The organism is Bacillus sp. SIMBA_008 (genome assembly GCF_046535495.1).
In the GTDB taxonomy this organism is placed as follows: Bacteria; Bacillota; Bacilli; order Bacillales; family Bacillaceae; genus Bacillus; species Bacillus subtilis.
The window spans coordinates 134,726-155,207 of record NZ_JAWRWL010000003.1 but is presented as its reverse complement, the minus strand read 5'-3'; the positions used below and the strand labels follow the sequence as shown (position 1 = coordinate 155,207).

Sequence of the window (20,482 nt, the reverse complement as noted above, 5' to 3'; positions counted from 1 at the left end):
TCTATAAAAACATTGGTTAAGGTGAATAATTTTCAATAGGAATTCTAGCGGTTTTGCTGATGTAATACGATCATAGTAGCAGTAAGCTGTTGAAAATAGAACTGGTTGTGTTACATAAACTGACATGAAAAATCGTCATCCTTACATGGGGGGATCAATATGGCTTACGATATGGTGATAAAAGGTGCGAAGGCAGTTACGCCAGATGGCGTTATAGAAGCTGATATTGCAGTTCAAAACGGTGTCATTGCCGAGATAGGTTCTGACATTGAAGCAAGCGGGACGGAAATCATCCAGGCAGACGGGAAATACGTGTTTCCTGGTGTGATAGACTGCCATGTTCATTTTAATGAACCGGGCAGGGAGGATTGGGAGGGGTTTGAAACAGGTTCTCAAATGATGGCCGCAGGCGGCTGCACCACCTATTTTGATATGCCGCTCAACTGTATTCCATCAACCGTGACGGCAGAGCATCTTCTCGCAAAAGCTGAGCTAGGCAGGCAAAAATCTGCCGTGGATTTTGCGCTATGGGGCGGCCTTGTGCCAGGCCATATCGAGGACATCCGTCCGATGGCTGAAGCGGGAGCGATCGGGTTTAAAGCGTTTTTATCAAAGTCAGGTACTGATGAGTTCCGCTCTGTTGATGAACGGACATTGCTCAAAGGCATGGCAGAAATCGCGGCTGCAGGAAAAATCCTCGCTCTCCACGCGGAAAGCGACGCGATCACAAGCTACTTGCAGATGGTTTTGGCCAATAAAGGAAAGGTGGATGCGGATGCGTACGCCGCCTCCCGCCCGGAGGAAGCAGAAGTTGAAGCGGTGTATCGCACGATTCAGTATGCGAAGGTGACAGGCTGTCCGGTTCATTTTGTCCATATCAGCACGGCGAAAGCGGTCCGGCTGATCAGAGAGGCGAAACAGGAAGGTCTTGATGTTTCGGTTGAAACATGCCCGCATTATGTCTTGTTTAGCCATGACGATTTACGGCAAAGGGGCTCTGTCGCAAAATGCGCGCCTCCGCTCCGGTCGCGGCAATCAAAAGAGACGCTGATCGAGACGCTTATTGCCGGGGACATTGACATGGTTTCCTCAGACCATTCCCCCTGCCGTCCATCCTTGAAGCGGGAGGATAACATGTTTTTATCATGGGGCGGAATCAGCGGCGGGCAGTTCACTTTATTAGGAATGCTGGAACTGGCGCTTGGGCATCAGATTCCGTTTGAAACCATCGCAGAATGGACAGCGGCGGCCCCTGCAAAACGATTCGGCCTTCAGAAAAAAGGGCGGCTTGAGGCGGGGTGTGATGCAGATTTCGTGCTCGTCAGCATGGAGCCGTACACTGTTACAAGAGAATCGATGTTTGCAAAGCATAAAAAAAGCATTTACGAAGGACATACATTTCCCTGCAGCATTTCGGCCACTTACAGCAAAGGCCGGTGCGTGTACAATGATGGGGAAAAAGTCACTGAAATTGACGGAGCTCTGGTCGTTCCTTCGTAAGCCCGGCGGATTTTACCGCCGGGTTTTTTGATTTCCTCCGTTCTAGTTTTTAAAATCTCATCAACGTGGTATCTTTTTTTAAAAAGGAGGCGGAGGCAATGGAGCATGTCAAATACATACTTAAGCAATCCTGGTCGCGCCATTCGAGCTCTAAATGGACGGAAGAATGCCCGTCATGCGGCCAATGCGGCGTGACGGCATTGGTGATTCAAGACCATTTCGGCGGCACGATTTTCAAAACAAAAGTCGGTGAGAGCTGGCATTTTTACAACAGCATCAATGGTGTGATGTACGATTTTACGAGTGAGCAGTTTCAGGCGCCTATTGAATATCAGCATATTCCTTCCTCAAGAGAAGAGGCGTTTTTAGATACGAATGAGGAACAATATCAGCATCTTCGTTCTGCATTTTCCCGCCATATGAACAGCATTTCCGAGGAAACCTGAAAACACGTGTGATAAACTGGAAGAGAGGTGAATGAGTGTGATTTATATCGGACTGACGGGGTGGGGGGATCATGACAGCATCTATCCGCCGAAAACGGCCAGCCAGAAAAAATTGCAGGCCTATTCCTCCCATTTTCCGATCGTGGAATTAGACGCGAGCTTTTACGCGATTCAGCCGACGCGCAATAATGAAAAGTGGGTGAAGGAAACGCCCGAAACCTTCCAATTTATCGTGAAAGCATATCAGGGCATGACAGGGCATCAGCGCGGCGAAATTCCCTTTGACTCAAAAGAGGAGATGTTTGATGCGTTTAAGGTGTCTTTAACGCCATATTTACATAGCAATAAGCTCGCCATGGTGCTGTTTCAATTTCCGCCGTGGTTTGACTGCAAGAAGGAGAATGTCGCCTATTTGAGATGGTGCAAGCACCAAATGGGAGATATTCCTTGCGCGCTTGAATTCAGAAACCGTTCCTGGTTCTCGCCGCCATTTTATGAGCAGACGCTTTCATTTATGAAAGCGGAAGGCTGGATTCACAGTGTCTGTGATGAACCGCAAATCGGAGAAGGCAGCGTTCCGACCGTGTTGCGCGCGACCGATGAAAACAAAACGCTCGTCAGGTTTCACGGGCGCAACAAGCAGGGCTGGATGAAGCCTGATGGCGGGAAAAACTGGCGGGAGGTCAGGTACTTATACCGCTACAACCAACAGGAGCTGGAGGATTGGAAAAAGCACCTGAATGAATTGCAGCAGCAATGTAAGGATGTTTTTGTCCTGTTCAACAATAATTCCGGCGGTGACGCTGCGGATAATGGCAAGCAGATGCTTGAACTGCTTGATATCGAGTACAGCGGACTTGCTCCGAGACAGCTCGATTTATTTTAGAAAAGAGGTTTTTATTGATGTCGTTTGTGATTTTGGTCGTACTGGGATTAATCGCAGGTACGGTAGGAAGTCTGATCGGGCTTGGCGGCGGAATTGTCATTGTGCCGTCTCTGATGTTTTTAAGCACAGTGACGCAGCTGTTTCAGGATGTGACGCCGCAGGTTGCGATTGGAACTTCGCTTTTGGTCATTATTTTTACGGGCCTTTCTTCAACTTTGGCTTATATTAAATATAAAACAGTTGATTATAAGAGCGGGCTCATTTTCTTTATCGGTTCAGGTCCCGGCAGCATGATCGGGGCTTACGTGTCAAAGCTGTTCAATTCAAACTCGTTTTCCGTTTGGTTTGGCATTTTTATGATTCTGATTTCATTATCCTTAATGCTGAAAGCGAAAGCCCGGCCAATCAACAAAGCGCACAAAGGAATTATCCGGACATTTCAGGATGATGCCGGTGAGCCTTATACGTACTCATATCAGGCCTCTGTGGGTATTGCCATTGCCTTTGTTGTCGGTTTTTTAGGCGGACTTTTCGGTATAGGCGGCGGATCACTGATGGTTCCGGCGATGATGCTGTTATTTCTGTTTCCGCCGAAGGTTGCGGTGGCAACGTCCATGTTTATTATTTTCCTGTCTTCTATGACAGGGTCTGTTTCACATATGATTTCCGGGCACGTCAATTGGCTGTATGCCCTCGCGCTTGTGCCCGGCGCTTGGTTCGGCGGAAAGCTTGGCGCCGCCATCAACAGAAAAATGCAGACGAAAACGATCGTTATGATCATGCGGATCGTATTGATTTTGATCGGCTGCCAGCTCATTTATGAAGGCATTTTCAGCTGAACGATTAGGGAGAGATATTATGAAGGAGAAGCTCCGCTTATATCATACAAATGATTTGCACAGCCATTTTGAAAATTGGCCGAAAATTGTAGATTATATCGAGCAGAAAAGAAAAGAGCATCAGTCAGACGGTGAAGAGACGCTCGTTTTTGATATTGGCGATCATCTTGATCGTTTTCAATTCGTGACAGAGGCGACATTCGGAAAAGCGAATGTCGATCTCTTAAACCGCCTTCACATTGATGGAGCGGCGATCGGCAATAACGAAGGGATTACGCTTCCGCATGAAGAGCTTGCTGCCTTATATGATCATGCTGAATTTCCTGTCATCGTCTCTAACCTGTTTGATAAAAATGGAAACCGTCCGTCCTGGGCGGTGCCTTACCATATCAAATCATTGAAAAACGGTATGTCCATTGCTTTCTTAGGTGTAACTGTGCCGTATTATCCTGTATATGACAAGCTGGGATGGACAGTAACGGATGCTCTTGAAAGCATAAAGGAAACCATTCGGGAAGTGAAAGGGCAGGCTGATATTATCGTTCTGCTGTCGCATTTAGGCATTCTAGATGATCAGGCAGTGGCTGAAGCGGTACCTGAGATTGATGTAATCCTCGAATCACATACCCATCATTTGCTTGAAGATGGACAAGTGGTGAATGGGGTACTGCTGGCCAGCGCCGAGAAATACGGGCATTATGTCGGCTGTGTAGAAATCACGGTGGACAGCGTACAGCGAAGCATCATCAGCAAAACGGCTTCTGTGCAGAACATGGCGGAATGGACAGGAGAATCCGCAGAAACAAAAGCGTTTCTCAATGAAAAAGAACGTGAAGCCGAGGAGAAACTGTCCGATGCCGTTGCAGAGCTTGCACAAGATGCTGAGGTGAAGTGGTTTGAAGAATCAGAGCTGCCTTTGCTTTTGGCATACGCCTTAAAGGAATGGTGCGAGACGGACATCAGTATGGTCAATTCAGGTGTCATTCTCGGTCCGCTAAAAGCAGGTCCTGTGACAAAGCTGGATCTGCACCGCATCTGTCCGCATCCGATCAACCCGGTGGCTGTCCGCCTGACGGGAGAAGAACTGAAGGAAACCATTGTCCATGCCGCTTCCGAACAAATGGAGCAGCTCCGGATCAAAGGACTCGGCTTCCGCGGAGAAGTGATGGGGAAAATGGTGTATGCCGGCGTTGAGGTAGAAACGAAACGGCTCGATGACGGGATCACCCACGTCACTCGGATCACACTGAACGGGGAAGATATTGAAAAACATAAACAATACTCCGTTGCGGTGCTTGATATGTTTACGCTCGGCAAACTGTTTCCGTTGATTCGCGACGCTGCAGAAAAAGAATATTTTATGCCGGAATTTTTGCGGGATCTGCTTGCTTGGAAGCTTGCACAATAAGGCAGTCAGCCCACAACAAGCTGTGCCCTTCATCATAAAGTGATGAATGAAGGGAGTGGTTGACGTGGTAAACCTGACACCGATCATGATAGAAGGACAGCCTTTTACAGCTGTGACAGTAAAGCTTCCCAAAACGAATTTTATGGCCGTCGCCAATGATCACGGATACATTATGTGCGGCGCGCTTGATGTGGCACTGCTGAATGAAAAATTAAAGGAGCGCGGCATCGTGGCGGGACGCGCAGTTGGTGTCCGCACCATTGACCAGCTGTTAGACGCACCTTTAGAATCCGTCACGTACGCTGCGGAAGATCTTGGCATCAAAGTCGGCATGAGCGGCAGAGAAGCGCTTTTAAAAATGATGAAATAAAATAAATTGGCCCCGGCTATTACTATGTCCCCTCTTACAAGCATACATTGTGATATGTAAGGGGGGATTTTCTTGCCAAGATATCGCGGCCCTTTTCGCAAGAGAGGACCTTTGCCTTTCCGTTACGTGATGCTCCTGTCCGTTGTCTTTTTTATCCTGTCAACAACGGTCAGCCTTTGGATGATCAATGGCTCGATCAAACCTGTTTTAATGGACATCGGCGAGATGGAAACGAAGCGTATAGCGACAGAGGTGATCCAGGATTCGATTGAGGACTATATGTCTGACAGTGAAAATATGAAAGATATGTTTCAAATGAATTCTGATGAAAACGGAAACTTAACGACAATCGATTTTAATACACAGGTTGTAAACAGTGTGAAAACAAAAGTGACAAAGCAGCTTCAGGCTAATTTGAAAGAGATGGAAACCCATACCGGACACAGCGGCGCCAGTGAAAACATTATGATCAACATTCCGCTGGGACAGGTAACCGGCAACAGCCTTCTTGGAAACCTCGGGCCGAAAATCCCGGTCCGGTTCAATTTAATCGGTGACGCTTTTACAGATGTCAAAACCAAAATCAAGCCGTATGGCATAAATAACGCACTTATTGATATCAGCATCTTTGTCGAAATTAAAGTGAAGGTCATCATTCCATTTGCCAGCAAAACCGCTGTCGTCACAAATAATGTTCCTGTATCAATTAAAGCAGTGCAGGGCGAAGTGCCGCAGTTTTATAATGGAAGCGGCGGCTCGGGTGTCACGCCTTCTGTCCAGCTTCCGAGCAGCAAAGAAGACGGTGCCGATTCAAAAAAAGAAAAAAGCAGCAAATAAGCCGCCTGTTGAAGAGGCGGCTTTTGTTACTTCTTTTTTTGGTATTCATATCGCTCCCACGCCCTCAAATGCGGGTATGGATCAAATGACCATTCGGTTCTTCCGTTATCTTTGTACATGCCATAGTGCAGATGCGGCGGGAACTTCCCGGCGGTTCCCGGCGGGCCGTATCCGGAGCTGCCGACTGATCCGATCACTTGGCCAGGCTCAACGATTTGTCCTGTTTTAATCCCTTTGGCAAACCCATTGAGATGGGCAAAATAATGATACGTATTGTTAATGTCCCTGATGCCGATTCTCCATCCTCCGAAGCGGTTCCAGCCCTTCATTTCAACTACGCCGTAACATGTGGATTTGACAGGAAGGCCGTAATGGGCAAAGATATCCGTACCTTCATGAATCCGCCTTCCTCCGAAGCCGCGGGCATCTCCCCACGTGCTTCGATAGCTGTAATCGGTTCTGATCGGAAGCGGGAATGCATGCTCGCCCAGATCAATATGGCCGTAGGCTTTAAACAGCTTCATGAATTCAGATATGATCCCCACTGTCTGATCACGCCGGTAATAATTCCAAAGCCCGATCCGGATGTTGTCTTCATCTGTGCCATACGACAGTAAGTATTGGCTGAACGTATACAAAATATCTTCATCGTTGCTGACCTCGGCTTTCCCGTCTCCATCGCCATCCATTCCGATTCCGTCAAACACTTTAATGCTTAACGGCGCATCGTCTTTCGGATTCGGGTTTTCAGGCCCGCTCCAGATGTCATCGGGTATATAGATGCTGATGATTCCCGCCTTGTCAGGCAGATCTTTCCGGTTGCTCCGCACGTTTTCTTCGTATTGATCAACAGCGGCGAGCGCATACCAAGGGATCTGCGTCACAGCTTCGATTTTATGATATAATTCCATCCGTTTCGACAGCACTGGATCTGAAAGTTTTTTTCCAGACGCAGAAGGCTCAAATGCAAACAAAAGGAGAAGAAGAGCGGATAACAAAAGTTTCACAAAATAATCTCCTTTCATATTGAATACACATAGTTTGCGGCAACCCGGCTTAAAAATGTCAGTAATCATCTTCCCTTGTCGAGAAATTTTTCCTATGTTAAAGTGTCTAAAGAAAAGACTTTCTTTAGTTAGAAAAACATTATTTTTGTTGCAGAACTAAAACCTGCACCTTTCTCGTTTTCAGAATGTTTCGTGTCAGAAATTGAGTATATTGGATATTGGAGATGATGGGAATTGGCAAAGAAAGACGAACACCTCAGAAAGCCCGAATGGCTTAAAATTAAATTAAATACAAATGAAAACTATACAGGGCTCAAAAAACTCATGCGGGAAAACAACCTGCATACCGTATGCGAAGAAGCAAAGTGTCCGAATATTCATGAATGCTGGGCGGTCAGACGTACAGCGACATTTATGATTTTAGGTTCTGTTTGTACAAGAGCATGCCGTTTCTGTGCTGTCAAAACAGGCCTTCCAACTGAGCTTGACCTGCAAGAGCCGGAACGCGTAGCGGATTCAGTCGCGCTTATGAATCTGAAGCACGCGGTCATTACGGCTGTTGCGCGTGACGATCAGAAAGATGGAGGGGCAGGCATTTTCGCGGAAACGGTCCGAGCGATCCGCAGAAAAAGCCCGTTCACAACAATTGAGGTGCTGCCGTCTGATATGGGCGGAAACTACGATAACCTAAAAACCTTAATGGATACACGCCCAGACATCCTGAATCACAATATCGAAACGGTTCGCCGCCTGACGCCAAGAGTCCGTGCGCGTGCGACGTACGACCGTTCATTGGAATTTTTGCGCCGTGCGAAGGAAATGCAGCCTGACATTCCGACAAAATCAAGTATCATGATCGGGCTCGGCGAAACAAAAGAAGAGATTATTGAAGTAATGGACGACCTCTTGGCGAACAACGTGGATATTATGGCAATCGGCCAATATCTGCAGCCGACGAAGAAACACTTGAAAGTCCAAAAATACTACCATCCTGATGAATTTGCAGAATTAAAAGAAATCGCGATGCAAAAAGGCTTCAGCCATTGTGAAGCCGGTCCGCTTGTCCGTTCCTCTTACCATGCGGATGAACAAGTAAACGAAGCATCTAAAAAGCGTCAAGCACAAGCATAATGCCAAAACGCCAGATCATCTGGCGTTTTTGTCATTCCTATCGATTTTCATGTCCTGACGCGTTTCTCCATTGGCATTTTCATTCTCTGAGACAGGGCTTCCTTGCGGGGAGGTTTTCATTTCTTGAATCGTCCCCGACATGATCTCTCTGATATCCCTTGAACCAGAGCCGAGATTGCTGTAATTTTCGATCGACTGCATATGGTTTGGGTTATCTGAAATATACACATGATAGTATCGCGGGATCACAGAAGCCGCTGTTTTCTTCACTTGATCGGCGGTCAGCTCCCGGTTTTTAGAATCGGTTTTGTATACGACAAGCGCTTCTCGGTCAGTCACCAATGTCGCAGCATCTTGAATATGGGGGAGCTGAACCGTTAAACTTGATATCATGTGAGCGGTTTCTTCCCGGTTCATCACCGGCGTTTTCTGCTGGTCTCCGTCAAATTGTTCTCTTTGATAGCGGACATAGCCAAATTGTTCGTTCTCATTATGCCTGTTAAAAGCCTCGTTGCGGTCCGACACATGAATGGGTTTGGTTTGATTCTGCGTCTGATTCCGGACATTTTGGGCATTATCCAATCCTGCGCCTCCGCACCCGGATAAAAGTCCGGTCAGAAGGCAGAGGCTGACAGCGGTTCGTTTCATTTATCAATCCCTCCTCATGTGTAGGGTAGCCAAATCGCATGATTTATTCTTTAGCAATTGATGGGGACGGGGCAATGAATTATGATAGGAATGAGTGAAAAAGAGGTGAGATCATGATTCTTATTCAAAATGCCGAATTTGAATTGGTGCACAATTTCAAAGACGGCTTCAACGAAGAGGCTTTTAAAGCCCGCTACTCCGATATATTAAATAAATACGATTATATTGTGGGAGACTGGGGATACGGTCAGTTAAGGCTCAAGGGCTTCTTTGACGACCAGAATCAAAAGGCAACCTTCGAAACGAAAATCAGCACATTAGATGAATATATTTACGAATACTGCAATTTCGGCTGTGCGTATTTTGTCTTGAAACGGATCAGAAAATAAATATACACAAAGGGGATGCTGTCATGTATTTTGTTGACAGAAGCAAAATCGAGAAAACACTAGGGTTCTTCGAGCACCAGCTGGCGCTATTTGACTCACAAACAGACTGGCAGTCTGAAATCGGGGAATTGGCACTTCAGCGTATAGGCCATCTGTTAATCGAATGCATTTTGGATACAGGCAATGACATGATTGACGGCTTTATTATGCGGGACCCGGGCAGCTATGACGACATTATGGATATACTTGTTGATGAGAAAGTTGTCACGGAAAAAGAGGGTGATGAGCTCAAAAAATTGATCGCCTACCGCAAAACGTTGGTTCAACAGTATCTGCTCGCTGACAGCGGCGAGCTTTACAGGCTGATCAAGGCGCATCAAACAGCTCTTCAGGACTTCCCGAAACGGATCAGAAGCTATTTGGAAACAGAGCTAGGACCTGTTTCCGCGTTTAAATAACAACTGGAAAGCCACAGGAGTGTTGGATATGAAAACATATAAAGGGTATTTAATTGATTTAGACGGAACAATGTACAATGGCACGGAAAAAATCGAGGAGGCGTGTGAATTTGTCAGAACGCTGAAAGATCGCGGCGTTCCTTATCTTTTCGTGACAAACAACTCTTCGCGCACACCGAAGCAGGTAGCGGACAAGCTCGTGTCTTTTGATATTCCGGCAACAGAAGAGCAGGTCTTCACGACCAGCATGGCAACTGCCCAGCACATTGCACAGCAGAAAAAAGACGCGTCTGTGTATGTGATTGGGGAGGAAGGAATCCGCCAGGCGATTGAAGAAAACGGCCTGACATTTGGCGGAGAAAACGCGGATTTTGTCGTTGTTGGCATCGACCGTTCCATTACATACGAAAAATTTGCTGTCGGCTGCCTGGCAATCAGAAATGGCGCCCGCTTTATTTCCACTAACGGAGATATTGCGATTCCGACTGAAAGAGGGCTCCTGCCGGGAAACGGCTCACTGACATCGGTGTTAACCGTATCTACAGGTGTACAGCCTGTATTTATCGGCAAGCCGGAATCAATTATTATGGAGCAGGCGATGCGCGTTCTCGGCACAGATGTGTCTGAAACACTCATGGTCGGCGACAACTACGCCACTGATATTATGGCCGGCATTAACGCGGGTATGGATACGCTGCTCGTTCACACAGGCGTAACGAAAAGAGAACATATAACAGACGATATGGAAAAACCGACTCGCGCCATTGACTCTCTGACTGAATGGATTCCATACATTTGAAAAAAGGGCGCCCTAAAAGGGTGCCCTTATTCTGTATGCCGCGCGCGGTGAGCAAGTCTGCTTGAAGCCGCGGCAGAAATCGCTCCGACGATGTCATCTAAAAAGGTATGGCATTCACCGGTTGATTTATCATTCAATCGTTTAAGGATTCCGGGTTTTTCTTTGTCGATGTAACCGTAGTTCGTAAACCCGATCGATCCGTAAATGTTCACAATGGAAAATGCCAGAACTTCATCTACTCCATATAGGCTTTCATCTATTTCCAGCATCGTTTGCAGCGGTTCAGACAGTTTTTTCTGCTCAGCAAGAACATCCAATTCAATGCCCGTTAAAATCGCGTTTTGCACCTCGCGTTTTGCGAGAACACGATTGACGTTCAGCGTGCATTCATCAATGGTTAAATCCGGATGATATTTTTTCTGCAGAAAAAAGACAAGCTCGGCAATGTCTGATACCTCAATGCCGCGCTCCTTCATCCGTGCTCTTGCTTTAGCTTCCATCTGACTGAATTGTTCGTTTTCTGACATCAGCTTCACCCAATCTTTTTTACTAGTTTATACAAAATGCTTGAGAAGTTTACGACTTTTTCTTGCGCCTTCTTCGGATTAAAATATGTATTCATAATTCCGGCTGTGTATGACTACGATGTGATGAGCCCAAATTCAACAGGCAGGTGATCATGGTGAAAGGTACAATAAAAGAAAAATACGGCATTCACATCAGGCAGCTTTCCATGTATCAGCACACATATCAATGCTTTCAGACGCCTAATTCATACTTTCTGATTGTCCCCGTTTCCCAATTCTCAGAAACAGAGCTGGCGGAGCTTTATTACATGAGTCAGTATTTACAAGAACAAAGTGACCCATACGTTTCGGTTTTTATCTTTACAAAAGAAGGTGAATTGACATTTGAACATGAGGGAAAAACGTACGCTCTGCTGAAGGCGGCCCCCCCTTATTCAAACAGGGCGTTCTCCATTGGAGCGGAGCTGGCGGAATTTCACCGAAAAGGCCGAGGATATCCATATGAGGTGAAGGCGGCCGGAAGAATCGGCCAGTGGAAGGATCTGTGGGGAAAACGAATTGATCAGCTGGAAGCATTTTGGCAGAGAAAGGTTCAGACCCCTCCGCATGAGCCATTCGATAAAAAAATGATCGAATCATTTCCATATTATTTAGGACTGTCAGAAAACGCGATACAATATTTAGTGGACACTGAGCTGGATGACAAGCCCCAAGCCGCTGATTCAGGAACGATATGCCATCAGCGGATGGAAAGGCATACATGGTCACCGGAATCATTGATCAGGATTCCGGCCGATTGGGTGTTTGACCACGCTTCCCGTGATTTGGCTGAATATATGAGGCATACGTTTTTGCATCACAGACAAGATTTTAATCAGCAGGGCTTTCTCTTTTTACAGGAATACGAGCAAGTCACACCGCTGTCTTCATTTTCGAAACGCCTTTTATACAGCCGTCTGCTTTTCCCGCTTCATTATTTTGAAATCGTAGAAAGCTATTACATGTCATCAGAATCAGAAAAGCATTATTTTGAAGAACAGCTTAACTTCATTCTTAATGACTGTGGGCGTTATGAACAATTTCTCAATACAGCGCAGGAATTCATGAATATGCGGGCGCAGAAGCTGTTTGTTCCACGCGTCAGCTGGCTCGGCAAAGGCAGCTCAGGGTGAGGAGAAAATCTGACAAAAATAATTAGAAAATAAAGAATCTTGTCATATCAATGCGTTAAGCGTTTACATTCGCAAAATTCAGCCTAATGCTGTCTTGTCAAAACAGGAGCGGGCTTATATAATGTTTGTAACTTATATGTCTGTGTTGAGTTAACAATTGTCTTTTTCAAGAGGACAACCAAAAGAAAGGTGGAGTTTTTTTGAAAGCGATTCGTGTAGGGCTTTTAGGTTTAGGTACCGTCGGAAGCGGTGTCGTTAAAATTATTCAAGACCATCAGGATAAGCTTATGCATCAGGTCGGCTGTCCGGTTACGATAAAAAAAGTGCTTGTAAAAGATTTAGAGAAAAAGAGAGAAGTAGATTTGCCGAAGGAAGTGCTCACGACAGAAGTGTATGATGTCATTGATGATCCAGATGTTGATGTCGTCATCGAGGTGATCGGCGGCGTTGAACAGACAAAACAATATTTGGTCGACGCGCTGAGATCGAAAAAGCATGTTGTCACAGCAAACAAGGACTTAATGGCTGTGTACGGCTCCGAGCTGCTTGCCGAAGCGAAGGAAAATGGATGCGATATCTACTTTGAAGCCAGTGTTGCCGGCGGGATTCCGATTCTGCGCACGTTAGAGGAAGGCCTCTCATCAGATCGAATTACAAAAATGATGGGAATTGTGAACGGCACAACAAACTTTATCTTAACCAAAATGATCAAAGAGAAAAGCCCATACGAGGAAGTGCTCAAGGAAGCGCAGGATCTCGGTTTTGCCGAAGCTGATCCGACTTCTGACGTGGAAGGGCTTGACGCCGCACGGAAAATGGCGATATTGGCGCGCCTCGGCTTCTCGATGAACGTGGATCTGGAAGACGTCAAAGTAAAGGGGATCTCCCAAATTACAGACGAGGACATCAGCTTCAGCAAACGCCTCGGCTATACAATGAAGCTGATCGGGATTGCTCAGCGTGACGGCAGCAAAATCGAGGTCAGCGTACAGCCGACACTGCTTCCTGACCATCATCCGCTTTCTGCTGTTCATAATGAGTTTAACGCTGTTTATGTATACGGCGAGGCTGTCGGTGAGACGATGTTCTACGGGCCGGGAGCCGGAAGCATGCCGACAGCGACATCCGTTGTTTCTGACCTCGTCGCTGTCATGAAAAATATGCGCCTCGGTGTAACCGGCAACAGCTTTGTCGGACCGCAATATGAGAAAAACATGAAATCGCCGTCTGACATTTATGCACAGCAGTTTTTAAGAATTCATGTGAAAGATGAGGTCGGTTCATTCTCGAAAATTACATCTGTGTTCTCAGAGCGGGGCGTGAGCTTTGAAAAAATCCTTCAGCTGCCAATTAAAGGCCATGATGAGTTAGCTGAAATCGTAATTGTCACACATCATACATCAGAAGCTGATTTCAGTGATATCCTGCAAAACCTAAATGATTTGGAAGTCGTTCAAGAAGTCAAAAGCACATATCGTGTAGAAGGGAACGGTTGGAGCTAATGTGGAAAGGACTTATCCATCAATATAAAGAATTTTTACCTGTAACAGATCAAACACCGGCGCTAACTTTACATGAAGGAAACACACCTCTTATTCACCTGCCGAAGCTGTCTGAGCAGCTCGGAATTGAGCTTCATGTCAAAACGGAAGGCGTCAATCCTACGGGATCATTTAAAGATCGCGGAATGGTTATGGCTGTGGCAAAGGCAAAAGAAGAAGGCAATGACACGATTATGTGCGCGTCAACAGGTAACACTTCCGCTGCTGCGGCAGCATATGCAGCCCGCGCTAACATGAAATGCATTGTCATCATCCCGAACGGAAAAATTGCATTTGGAAAACTCGCTCAAGCTGTCATGTACGGAGCCGAGATTATCGCAATTGACGGAAACTTTGACGATGCGCTTAAAATTGTTCGTTCCATCTGTGAGAAATCACCGATTGCCCTTGTCAACTCAGTCAATCCTTACCGCATTGAAGGCCAAAAAACTGCTGCCTTCGAAGTGTGCGAACAGCTGGGGGAAGCGCCTGATGTTTTAGCGATCCCGGTCGGAAACGCGGGAAACATCACTGCGTACTGGAAGGGCTTCAAGGAATATCATGAGAAAAACGGCACAGGCCTTCCGAAAATGCGCGGCTTTGAAGCTGAGGGTGCGGCGGCAATCGTGCGCAATGAAGTGATTGAAAATCCGGAAACAATAGCGACAGCCATTCGTATCGGAAACCCGGCAAGCTGGGACAAAGCTGTAAAGGCAGCCGAGGAATCCAATGGGAAAATTGACGAAGTCACTGATGATGAAATCCTTCACGCATATCAGCTGATCGCCCGTGTAGAAGGCGTGTTTGCAGAACCGGGTTCTTGCGCGTCTATCGCAGGAGTGCTGAAACAGGTGAAATCCGGAGAAATTCCGAAAGGCAGCAAGGTCGTAGCTGTGTTAACAGGAAACGGACTGAAAGATCCGAACACAGCGGTCGACATTTCAGAAATCAAGCCTGTCACATTGCCGACTGATGAAGACAGCATCCTTGAATATGTAAAAGGAGCGGCCCGTGTATGAACGAAGCCGACATGCTGTTCTCTGTCACTGTTCCCGGAAGCACAGCTAACCTAGGCCCCGGCTTTGATTCAGTCGGAATGGCGCTCAGCAGATATTTGAAGCTGACCGTCTTTGAAAGCGACAAATGGTCTTTTGAGGCTGAAACAGAAACAGTCGCCGGAATTCCGGCGGGTACAGATAACCTGATCTATCAAGTGGCTAAACGGACCGCAGATTTGTACGGAAAAGAAATGCCTCCTGTCCATGTGAAGGTGTGGAGCGACATCCCGCTTGCACGCGGCCTTGGCAGCAGCGCCGCGGCAATTGTAGCGGCCATTGAACTGGCTGATGAATTATGCGGCTTAAAGCTGTCTGAAGCGGACAAGCTGCATTTAGCGAGTCTAGAAGAAGGACACCCGGACAATGCTGGCGCTTCTCTCGTCGGCGGACTTGTGATCGGCCTGCATGAGGATGACGAGACCCAAATGATCCGCGTCCCGAATGCTGACATTGACGTAGTCGTTGTCATTCCTTTTTATGAAGTGCTGACAAGAGACGCGAGAGACGTGCTTCCGAAGGAGTTTCCATATGCCGATGCCGTAAAAGCAAGTGCTGTCAGCAATATCCTCATTGCTGCGATCATGTCCAAGGATTGGCCGCTTGTCGGGAAAATTATGAAGAAGGATATGTTCCATCAGCCGTACCGGGCGATGCTTGTGCCTGAGCTGTCAAAAGTAGAGCACGTCGCCGAGATGAAGGGCGCATATGGAACGGCTCTCAGCGGAGCAGGCCCAACGATTCTCGTCATGACCGAAAAAGGAAAGGGAGAAGAGCTAAAAGAACAGCTCGCGCTTCATTTCCCTCATTGTGAAGTAGACGCTTTGACCGTTCCGAAAGAGGGAAGTATAATAGAGCGAAATCCTTTATATCAAGTAAAAAGTGTATAGATCATGCCAAGCGTTCCTCAGCGTCAGCGGAGGGCGCTTTTTTTTGCTGGAGATAAAGGAGTTTTTATTTAGAAAAACGAAATACATGTAAAAAGGAGGAGATGAATATGAAAAAGCTGATAACCGCAGACAACATCACAGCGATTGTCTCTGTGACCGATCCTCAATACGCCCCAGACGGTACCCGTGCCGCATATGTAAAATCACAAGTAAATCAAGAGAAAGATTCGTATACATCAAATATATGGATCTATGAAACGAAAACGGGCGGATCTGTTCCTTGGACACATGGAGAAAAGCGAAGCACCGACCCAAGATGGTCTCCGGACGGGCGCACGCTTGCCTTTATTTCTGATCGAGAAGGCGATGCGGCACAGCTTTATATCATGAGCACTGAAGGCGGAGAAGCAAGAAAACTGACTGATATCCCATATGGCGTGTCAAAGCCGCTATGGTCCCCGGACGGTGAATCGATTCTGGTCACTGTCAGTTTGGGAGAGGGGGAAAGCATTGATGACCGAGAAAAAACGGAGCAGGACAGCTATGAACCTGTTGAAGTGCAAAGCCTCTCCTACAAACGGGACGGCAAAGGGCTGACGAGAGGCGCGTATGCCCAGCTTGTGCTTGTCAGCGTAAAGTCGGGTGAGATGAAGGAGCTGACAAGTCACAAAGCTGATCATGGTGATCCTGCTTTTTCTCCTGACGGCAAATGGCTTGTTTTCTCAGCTAATTTAACTGAAACAGATGATGCCAGCAAGCCTCATGATGTTTACATAATGTCATTGGAGTCTGGAGATCTTAAGCAGGTTACACCTCATCGCGGCTCATTCGGATCTAGTTCATTTTCACCAGACGGAAGGTATCTTGCTTTGCTTGGAAATGAAAAGGAATATAAGAATGCAACGCTCTCAAAGGCGTGGCTCTATGATATCGAACAAGGCCGCCTCACATGTCTGACTGAGATGCTGGACGTTCATTTAGCAGATGCGCTGATTGGAGATTCATTGATCGGTGGTGCTGAACAGCGCCCGATTTGGACAAAGGACAGCCAAGGGTTTTATGTCATCGGCACAGATCAAGGCAGTACGGGCATCTATTATATTTCGATTGAAGGCCTTGTATATCCGGTTCGTCTGGAAAAAGAGTACATCAATAGCTTTTCTCTTTCACCTGATGAACAGCACTTTATTGCCAGTGTGACAAAGCCGGACAGACCGAGTGAGCTTTACAGTATCCCGCTTGGACAGGAAGAGAAACAGCTGACTGGCGCGAATGACAAGTTTGTCAGTGAGCATACGATATCAATACCTGAAGAGATTCAATATGCTACAGAAGACGGCGTGATGGTGAACGGCTGGCTGATGAAGCCTGCACAAATGGAAGGTGAGACAACATATCCACTTATTCTCAACATACACGGCGGTCCGCATATGATGTACGGACATACATATTTTCATGAGTTTCAGGTGCTGGCGGCGAAAGGATACGCGGTCGTTTATATCAATCCGAGAGGAAGCCACGGCTACGGGCAGGAATTTGTGAATGCGGTCAGAGGGGATTATGGAGGAAAAGATTATGACGATGTGATGCAAGCTGTGGATGAGGCTATCAAGCGAGATCCGCATATTGATCCTAAGCGGCTCGGTGTCACGGGCGGAAGCTACGGAGGTTTTATGACCAACTGGATCGTCGGGCAGACGAACCGCTTTAAAGCTGCCGTTACCCAGCGCTCGATATCAAATTGGATCAGCTTTCACGGCGTCAGTGATATCGGCTATTTCTTTACAGACTGGCAGCTTGAGCATGACATGTTTGAGGACACAGAAAAGCTCTGGGACCGGTCTCCTTTAAAATACGCAGCAAACGTGGAGACACCGCTTTTGATACTGCATGGCGAGCGGGATGACCGATGCCCGATCGAGCAGGCGGAGCAGCTGTTTATCGCTCTGAAAAAAATGGGCAAGGAAACCATGCTTGTCCGTTTTCCGAAAGCATCGCACAATTTGTCACGCACCGGACACCCAAGACAGCGGATCAAGCGCCTGAATTATATCAGCTCATGGTTTGACCAATATCTCTAATAAAAAAAGCCAGGCTGATCAAATATCCGCCTGGCTGCTTTATTAAAAGACTTGTTCTACTTCAACGACACCCGGCACTTCTTCTAGAAGAGCGCGCTCAATTCCGGCTTTCAGCGTAATTGTTGAACTTGGGCAGCTGCCGCATGCGCCTAGAAGGCGAAGCTTAACGATACCTTCATCTACGTCTACAAGCTCACAGTCACCGCCGTCACGAAGTAAAAACGGACGAAGTTTGTCCAGTACTTCCTGCACCTGTTCTTTCATTTCAACTTCAGTCATGACATTCGCTCCTTTCGTCGTCATAAAACCATTATATTCAGTGTAACAATAAAAATCTATTGTTTGGTTTGCAAAGTTGCTCTCCCTATTATAGCACATTCAGACTTCAACACAAAAACGGTTTTTTTCTATAAAAACGCCCTTTGGCTCTGTATACTTAAAAGAAAGGACTTACATAGGAGAAGGGGGCGTTTACAAGTGATGAAACCAGTCATGCTAAGCGTGTACGGAGCAGAAACCGTTTGTGCGAGCTGTGTCAATATGCCGACAGCCAAGGATACATACGAGTGGCTTGAGGCTGCGCTGAAAAGAAAATATCCAAATCAGCCTTTTGAGATGCAGTACATCGATATTTATGAGCCGCCTGACAATGAACATGCGAAAGAGCTTGCGGAAAAAATCAGAAATGACGAGTATTTTTATCCGCTTGTGCTCGTAGAAGACAAAATTGTCGGTGAAGGCAATCCAAAATTAAAAGACGTTTATGAGGAAATGGAGAAGCATGGGTATACAGAAAACCGCTGACTTGATCAGCGGTTCTTCTCTATCATTAACCGTTATGGTGTTTATACATCCACAGCAAGCCGGATTTCAGCATACGCGGAACACGGCCGATCAGCGGACGGTCAGCAACAAGCCCGAAGCCGGCTTTTTTTCCGAGTGAACCGAGGACGCCTTTAAGCTTAAACTGAGGCATTGATTCAGGCAGGGCTTCTCCATTCCAGCGTTTTTGCAAGATTTGGACAATCTGCTCTGCTTGAGCCTCTGCCAGCTGGGCGCTCGGCGCATGAGGAAGGCTGGCGCAATCGCCGACAACGTACAGATGTTCATCACCTGGAAGATTGTGATGTGGCGTTAATACAATACGCCCTTGTGCGTCCTTCTCCACATCTAAGTCTCTGACGACTTTGTTTGGCTGGATGCCGGCTGTCCACACGATGGCGTCTGCAGAAATCGGATCATCGTGGTTATACACAACGCCTTCTTCTACTTTTGTGATATTTGCCCTGTTAATAATGCGGACACCGTGCTCTTCGAACCATTTTTGCACATATTTGCTTAAACGCTCGGGAAAGCTTGATAAAATGAGATTACCGCGGTCGAACAAAATAATGTTCAGGTCATCACGGCTTTCTCTCAATTCACTTGCAAGCTCAACGCCGCTTAAGCCCGCTCCGACAATGGCGACGGTGGCATTAGCGCTCAGATTATTCAGCTTTTGGTAGGTTTCGCGGGACTGATCGATGGTTTGAATACTGTAGGTGAATTCAGGCGCTCCCGGCACGTTGTGATATTTATCCTCACAGCCGAGCCCGATTACGGCGTCATCGTAAGAAATCGGTTCACGATCTTGGAACAGCACTTGTTTTTGTACAATATCAATTGATGTGATATCACCGTATTGGACATCCAGGCGAGGGTGCTCTGGGAATGACACTCTGATATGATGGTCAGAAATTGTGCCTGCGGCAAGGGCATAATATTCTGTTTTCAAGCAGTGATAAGGATTTCTGTCAATTAACGTGATTGAAACATCATCAGGCAGCTGGTTTGGCAATAAGCGATGAAGAACACGCATGTTCCCGTAACCTCCGCCGATCAAGACCAATTTTTTCATTTGAATTCCCCTTTAATCCGAAGAGTATGATAGATACATTGAAGAAAATACGAACTATGTAAAATAACATCTAGAATTATATCGAATTTGATCTAAAATCACAATAATAGTTTCAAAATAACCTACAATTTAGCCTGAAAACACAAATTAGTAAAACGTTATTTGAGAAATAATATGTTACGATAATAAATTTTGAATCATCCGTTGTCTTTGACGAATAGTGAAAAATTCGCGATAATGGACATATGTGAGGTGAAACCGCATGAATCCAATGATTGAATTTTGTGTCAGCAATCTGGCTCACGGCTCTCAGGAAGCCCGGGCGATTTTGGAGAAGGATCCCAACCTTGATGTCCTTGAATATGGCTGCTTAAGCTACTGCGGGACATGCATGGAATCGCTTTTCGCTCTGGTAAACGGAGAAGTCGTCATGGGTGAAACGCCTGCTGAGCTTGTTGAGAATATATATACCTTTATTGAAGAAAATCCAATGTTTTAAAGAAAAGGGCCTGGACAGGCCCTTTTTTATTTTGCCGTACAAAAGAACTAAAAAAATGTGTAGACATCAAAAAATATTATTGTTATCGTATAAAAGATATTT

23 protein-coding genes are annotated in these 20,482 nt (G+C 46.5%); 18 read left to right on the top strand and 5 right to left on the bottom strand.

Annotated features, from left to right (window positions below):
• Positions 1-159: 159 nt before the first annotated feature.
• The 7 genes from SB658_RS11420 (at position 160) to yunB (ending at position 6,286) form a co-directional block, all read left to right on the top strand.
• Positions 160-1,500, top strand: a complete 1,341-nt coding sequence (locus SB658_RS11420; RefSeq protein ID WP_003228663.1) for an allantoinase — start codon at positions 160-162, stop codon at positions 1,498-1,500.
• A gap of 98 nt (positions 1,501-1,598) precedes the next feature.
• Positions 1,599-1,946, top strand: coding sequence for a YunG family protein (locus SB658_RS11415; protein WP_015714653.1), 348 nt, complete (start codon positions 1,599-1,601; stop codon positions 1,944-1,946).
• 37 nt (positions 1,947-1,983) lie between these two features.
• Entirely contained in the window at positions 1,984-2,832 is an 849-nt protein-coding gene (locus SB658_RS11410) for a DUF72 domain-containing protein (protein ID WP_410601791.1), read from the top strand.
• A 17-nt stretch (positions 2,833-2,849) separates the two neighbouring features.
• Positions 2,850-3,671: a sulfite exporter TauE/SafE family protein gene (locus SB658_RS11405; protein WP_003228670.1), complete on the top strand. Its 822-nt coding sequence runs from the start codon at positions 2,850-2,852 to the stop codon at positions 3,669-3,671.
• Positions 3,672-3,690: 19 nt separating this feature from the next.
• On the top strand, positions 3,691-5,079 hold the full coding sequence (locus tag SB658_RS11400; RefSeq protein WP_029725890.1) for a bifunctional metallophosphatase/5'-nucleotidase: 1,389 nt from the start codon (positions 3,691-3,693) through the stop codon (positions 5,077-5,079).
• Positions 5,080-5,143: 64 nt separating this feature from the next.
• Entirely contained in the window at positions 5,144-5,449 is a 306-nt protein-coding gene (locus SB658_RS11395) for a YunC family protein (RefSeq protein WP_003242587.1), read from the top strand.
• 72 nt (positions 5,450-5,521) lie between these two features.
• Complete coding sequence (gene yunB, locus SB658_RS11390) at positions 5,522-6,286, top strand: sporulation protein YunB (protein WP_144500536.1); 765 nt, start codon at positions 5,522-5,524, stop codon at positions 6,284-6,286.
• A 26-nt stretch (positions 6,287-6,312) separates the two neighbouring features.
• Here yunB and lytH read toward each other — a convergent pair whose 3' ends face one another.
• Positions 6,313-7,293: an L-Ala--D-Glu endopeptidase gene (gene lytH, locus SB658_RS11385; protein ID WP_029725889.1), complete on the bottom strand. Its 981-nt coding sequence runs from the start codon at positions 7,291-7,293 to the stop codon at positions 6,313-6,315.
• A 234-nt stretch (positions 7,294-7,527) separates the two neighbouring features.
• Here lytH and lipA point away from each other — a divergent pair, with 234 nt between their 5' ends.
• Entirely contained in the window at positions 7,528-8,424 is an 897-nt protein-coding gene (gene lipA, locus SB658_RS11380; RefSeq protein WP_003222888.1) for a lipoyl synthase, read from the top strand.
• A gap of 15 nt (positions 8,425-8,439) precedes the next feature.
• Here lipA and SB658_RS11375 read toward each other — a convergent pair whose 3' ends face one another.
• Entirely contained in the window at positions 8,440-9,072 is a 633-nt protein-coding gene (locus SB658_RS11375) for a YhcN/YlaJ family sporulation lipoprotein (protein WP_003228680.1), read from the bottom strand.
• Between the two features lie 113 nt (positions 9,073-9,185).
• On the opposite strand from SB658_RS11375, the gene SB658_RS11370 reads away from it, so the two are divergent.
• Genes SB658_RS11370 through nucF form a run of 3 tightly spaced genes read left to right on the top strand, consistent with a single transcriptional unit; the run spans position 9,186 to position 10,718 of the window.
• Positions 9,186-9,461 (top strand): YutD family protein, encoded by a 276-nt coding sequence (locus SB658_RS11370; RefSeq protein WP_003228682.1) that lies wholly within the window; start codon positions 9,186-9,188, stop codon positions 9,459-9,461.
• Between the two features lie 23 nt (positions 9,462-9,484).
• Positions 9,485-9,919 (top strand): DUF86 domain-containing protein, encoded by a 435-nt coding sequence (locus tag SB658_RS11365; RefSeq protein WP_003228684.1) that lies wholly within the window; start codon positions 9,485-9,487, stop codon positions 9,917-9,919.
• A 28-nt stretch (positions 9,920-9,947) separates the two neighbouring features.
• Positions 9,948-10,718, top strand: coding sequence for a 5' nucleotidase NucF (gene nucF / locus SB658_RS11360; RefSeq protein ID WP_003228686.1), 771 nt, complete (start codon positions 9,948-9,950; stop codon positions 10,716-10,718).
• Positions 10,719-10,744: 26 nt separating this feature from the next.
• On the opposite strand, the gene SB658_RS11355 is transcribed toward nucF, so the two are convergent.
• The gene (locus SB658_RS11355) at positions 10,745-11,245 is read right to left on the bottom strand and encodes a phosphatidylglycerophosphatase A family protein (RefSeq protein ID WP_029725888.1); all 501 of its coding nucleotides are present in this window, start codon (positions 11,243-11,245) and stop codon (positions 10,745-10,747) included.
• Positions 11,246-11,397: 152 nt separating this feature from the next.
• Between SB658_RS11355 and cotNH the strand changes: the two genes are divergently transcribed.
• From cotNH to SB658_RS11330, 5 genes are all read left to right on the top strand, one after another.
• A complete protein-coding gene (gene cotNH / locus SB658_RS11350; protein WP_014480751.1) occupies positions 11,398-12,417 on the top strand; it encodes a spore coat-associated protein CotNH in 1,020 nt (339 codons plus the stop codon).
• A gap of 200 nt (positions 12,418-12,617) precedes the next feature.
• Positions 12,618-13,919: a homoserine dehydrogenase gene (locus tag SB658_RS11345; protein ID WP_003228694.1), complete on the top strand. Its 1,302-nt coding sequence runs from the start codon at positions 12,618-12,620 to the stop codon at positions 13,917-13,919.
• Entirely contained in the window at positions 13,919-14,977 is a 1,059-nt protein-coding gene (gene thrC, locus SB658_RS11340) for a threonine synthase (protein WP_003228697.1), read from the top strand. Before SB658_RS11345 ends, thrC begins: the two co-directional genes overlap by 1 nt.
• Entirely contained in the window at positions 14,974-15,903 is a 930-nt protein-coding gene (gene thrB, locus SB658_RS11335; RefSeq protein WP_003228699.1) for a homoserine kinase, read from the top strand. The genes thrC and thrB overlap by 4 nt, the downstream gene beginning before the upstream one ends.
• Before the next feature lie 107 nt (positions 15,904-16,010).
• Positions 16,011-17,984, top strand: coding sequence for a S9 family peptidase (locus SB658_RS11330; RefSeq protein ID WP_032677053.1), 1,974 nt, complete (start codon positions 16,011-16,013; stop codon positions 17,982-17,984).
• A 42-nt stretch (positions 17,985-18,026) separates the two neighbouring features.
• Here SB658_RS11330 and SB658_RS11325 read toward each other — a convergent pair whose 3' ends face one another.
• Positions 18,027-18,362 (bottom strand): NifU family protein, encoded by a 336-nt coding sequence (locus SB658_RS11325; protein ID WP_010886606.1) that lies wholly within the window; start codon positions 18,360-18,362, stop codon positions 18,027-18,029.
• A gap of 99 nt (positions 18,363-18,461) precedes the next feature.
• Between SB658_RS11325 and SB658_RS11320 the strand changes: the two genes are divergently transcribed.
• Positions 18,462-18,788, top strand: coding sequence for a YuzD family protein (locus SB658_RS11320; protein WP_014477874.1), 327 nt, complete (start codon positions 18,462-18,464; stop codon positions 18,786-18,788).
• Between the two features lie 25 nt (positions 18,789-18,813).
• On the opposite strand, the gene SB658_RS11315 is transcribed toward SB658_RS11320, so the two are convergent.
• Entirely contained in the window at positions 18,814-19,881 is a 1,068-nt protein-coding gene (locus SB658_RS11315; RefSeq protein ID WP_003228707.1) for an NAD(P)/FAD-dependent oxidoreductase, read from the bottom strand.
• Between the two features lie 262 nt (positions 19,882-20,143).
• Here SB658_RS11315 and SB658_RS11310 point away from each other — a divergent pair, with 262 nt between their 5' ends.
• Entirely contained in the window at positions 20,144-20,380 is a 237-nt protein-coding gene (locus tag SB658_RS11310) for a YuzB family protein (protein WP_003222913.1), read from the top strand.
• The last annotated feature ends 102 nt before the right edge of the window (positions 20,381-20,482 follow it).

What these genes read in the sequence shown, in the direction of transcription:
- SB658_RS11420 (WP_003228663.1), top strand. Translation starts at nt 160, where the DNA reads ATGGCTTACGATATGGTGATAAAAGGTGCGAAGGCAGTTACGCCAGAT.
- SB658_RS11415 (WP_015714653.1), top strand. Translation starts at nt 1,599, where the DNA reads ATGGAGCATGTCAAATACATACTTAAGCAATCCTGGTCGCGCCATTCG.
- SB658_RS11405 (WP_003228670.1), top strand. Translation starts at nt 2,850, where the DNA reads ATGTCGTTTGTGATTTTGGTCGTACTGGGATTAATCGCAGGTACGGTA.
- SB658_RS11400 (WP_029725890.1), top strand. Translation starts at nt 3,691, where the DNA reads ATGAAGGAGAAGCTCCGCTTATATCATACAAATGATTTGCACAGCCAT.
- SB658_RS11375 (WP_003228680.1), bottom strand. Translation starts at nt 9,072, where the DNA reads ATGAAACGAACCGCTGTCAGCCTCTGCCTTCTGACCGGACTTTTATCC.
- SB658_RS11370 (WP_003228682.1), top strand. Translation starts at nt 9,186, where the DNA reads ATGATTCTTATTCAAAATGCCGAATTTGAATTGGTGCACAATTTCAAA.
- SB658_RS11365 (WP_003228684.1), top strand. Translation starts at nt 9,485, where the DNA reads ATGTATTTTGTTGACAGAAGCAAAATCGAGAAAACACTAGGGTTCTTC.
- nucF (WP_003228686.1), top strand. Translation starts at nt 9,948, where the DNA reads ATGAAAACATATAAAGGGTATTTAATTGATTTAGACGGAACAATGTAC.
- SB658_RS11355 (WP_029725888.1), bottom strand. Translation starts at nt 11,245, where the DNA reads ATGTCAGAAAACGAACAATTCAGTCAGATGGAAGCTAAAGCAAGAGCA.
- cotNH (WP_014480751.1), top strand. Translation starts at nt 11,398, where the DNA reads ATGGTGAAAGGTACAATAAAAGAAAAATACGGCATTCACATCAGGCAG.
- thrC (WP_003228697.1), top strand. Translation starts at nt 13,919, where the DNA reads ATGTGGAAAGGACTTATCCATCAATATAAAGAATTTTTACCTGTAACA.
- thrB (WP_003228699.1), top strand. Translation starts at nt 14,974, where the DNA reads ATGAACGAAGCCGACATGCTGTTCTCTGTCACTGTTCCCGGAAGCACA.
- SB658_RS11330 (WP_032677053.1), top strand. Translation starts at nt 16,011, where the DNA reads ATGAAAAAGCTGATAACCGCAGACAACATCACAGCGATTGTCTCTGTG.
- SB658_RS11325 (WP_010886606.1), bottom strand. Translation starts at nt 18,362, where the DNA reads ATGTGCTATAATAGGGAGAGCAACTTTGCAAACCAAACAATAGATTTT.
- SB658_RS11315 (WP_003228707.1), bottom strand. Translation starts at nt 19,881, where the DNA reads ATGAAAAAATTGGTCTTGATCGGCGGAGGTTACGGGAACATGCGTGTT.
- SB658_RS11310 (WP_003222913.1), top strand. Translation starts at nt 20,144, where the DNA reads ATGAATCCAATGATTGAATTTTGTGTCAGCAATCTGGCTCACGGCTCT.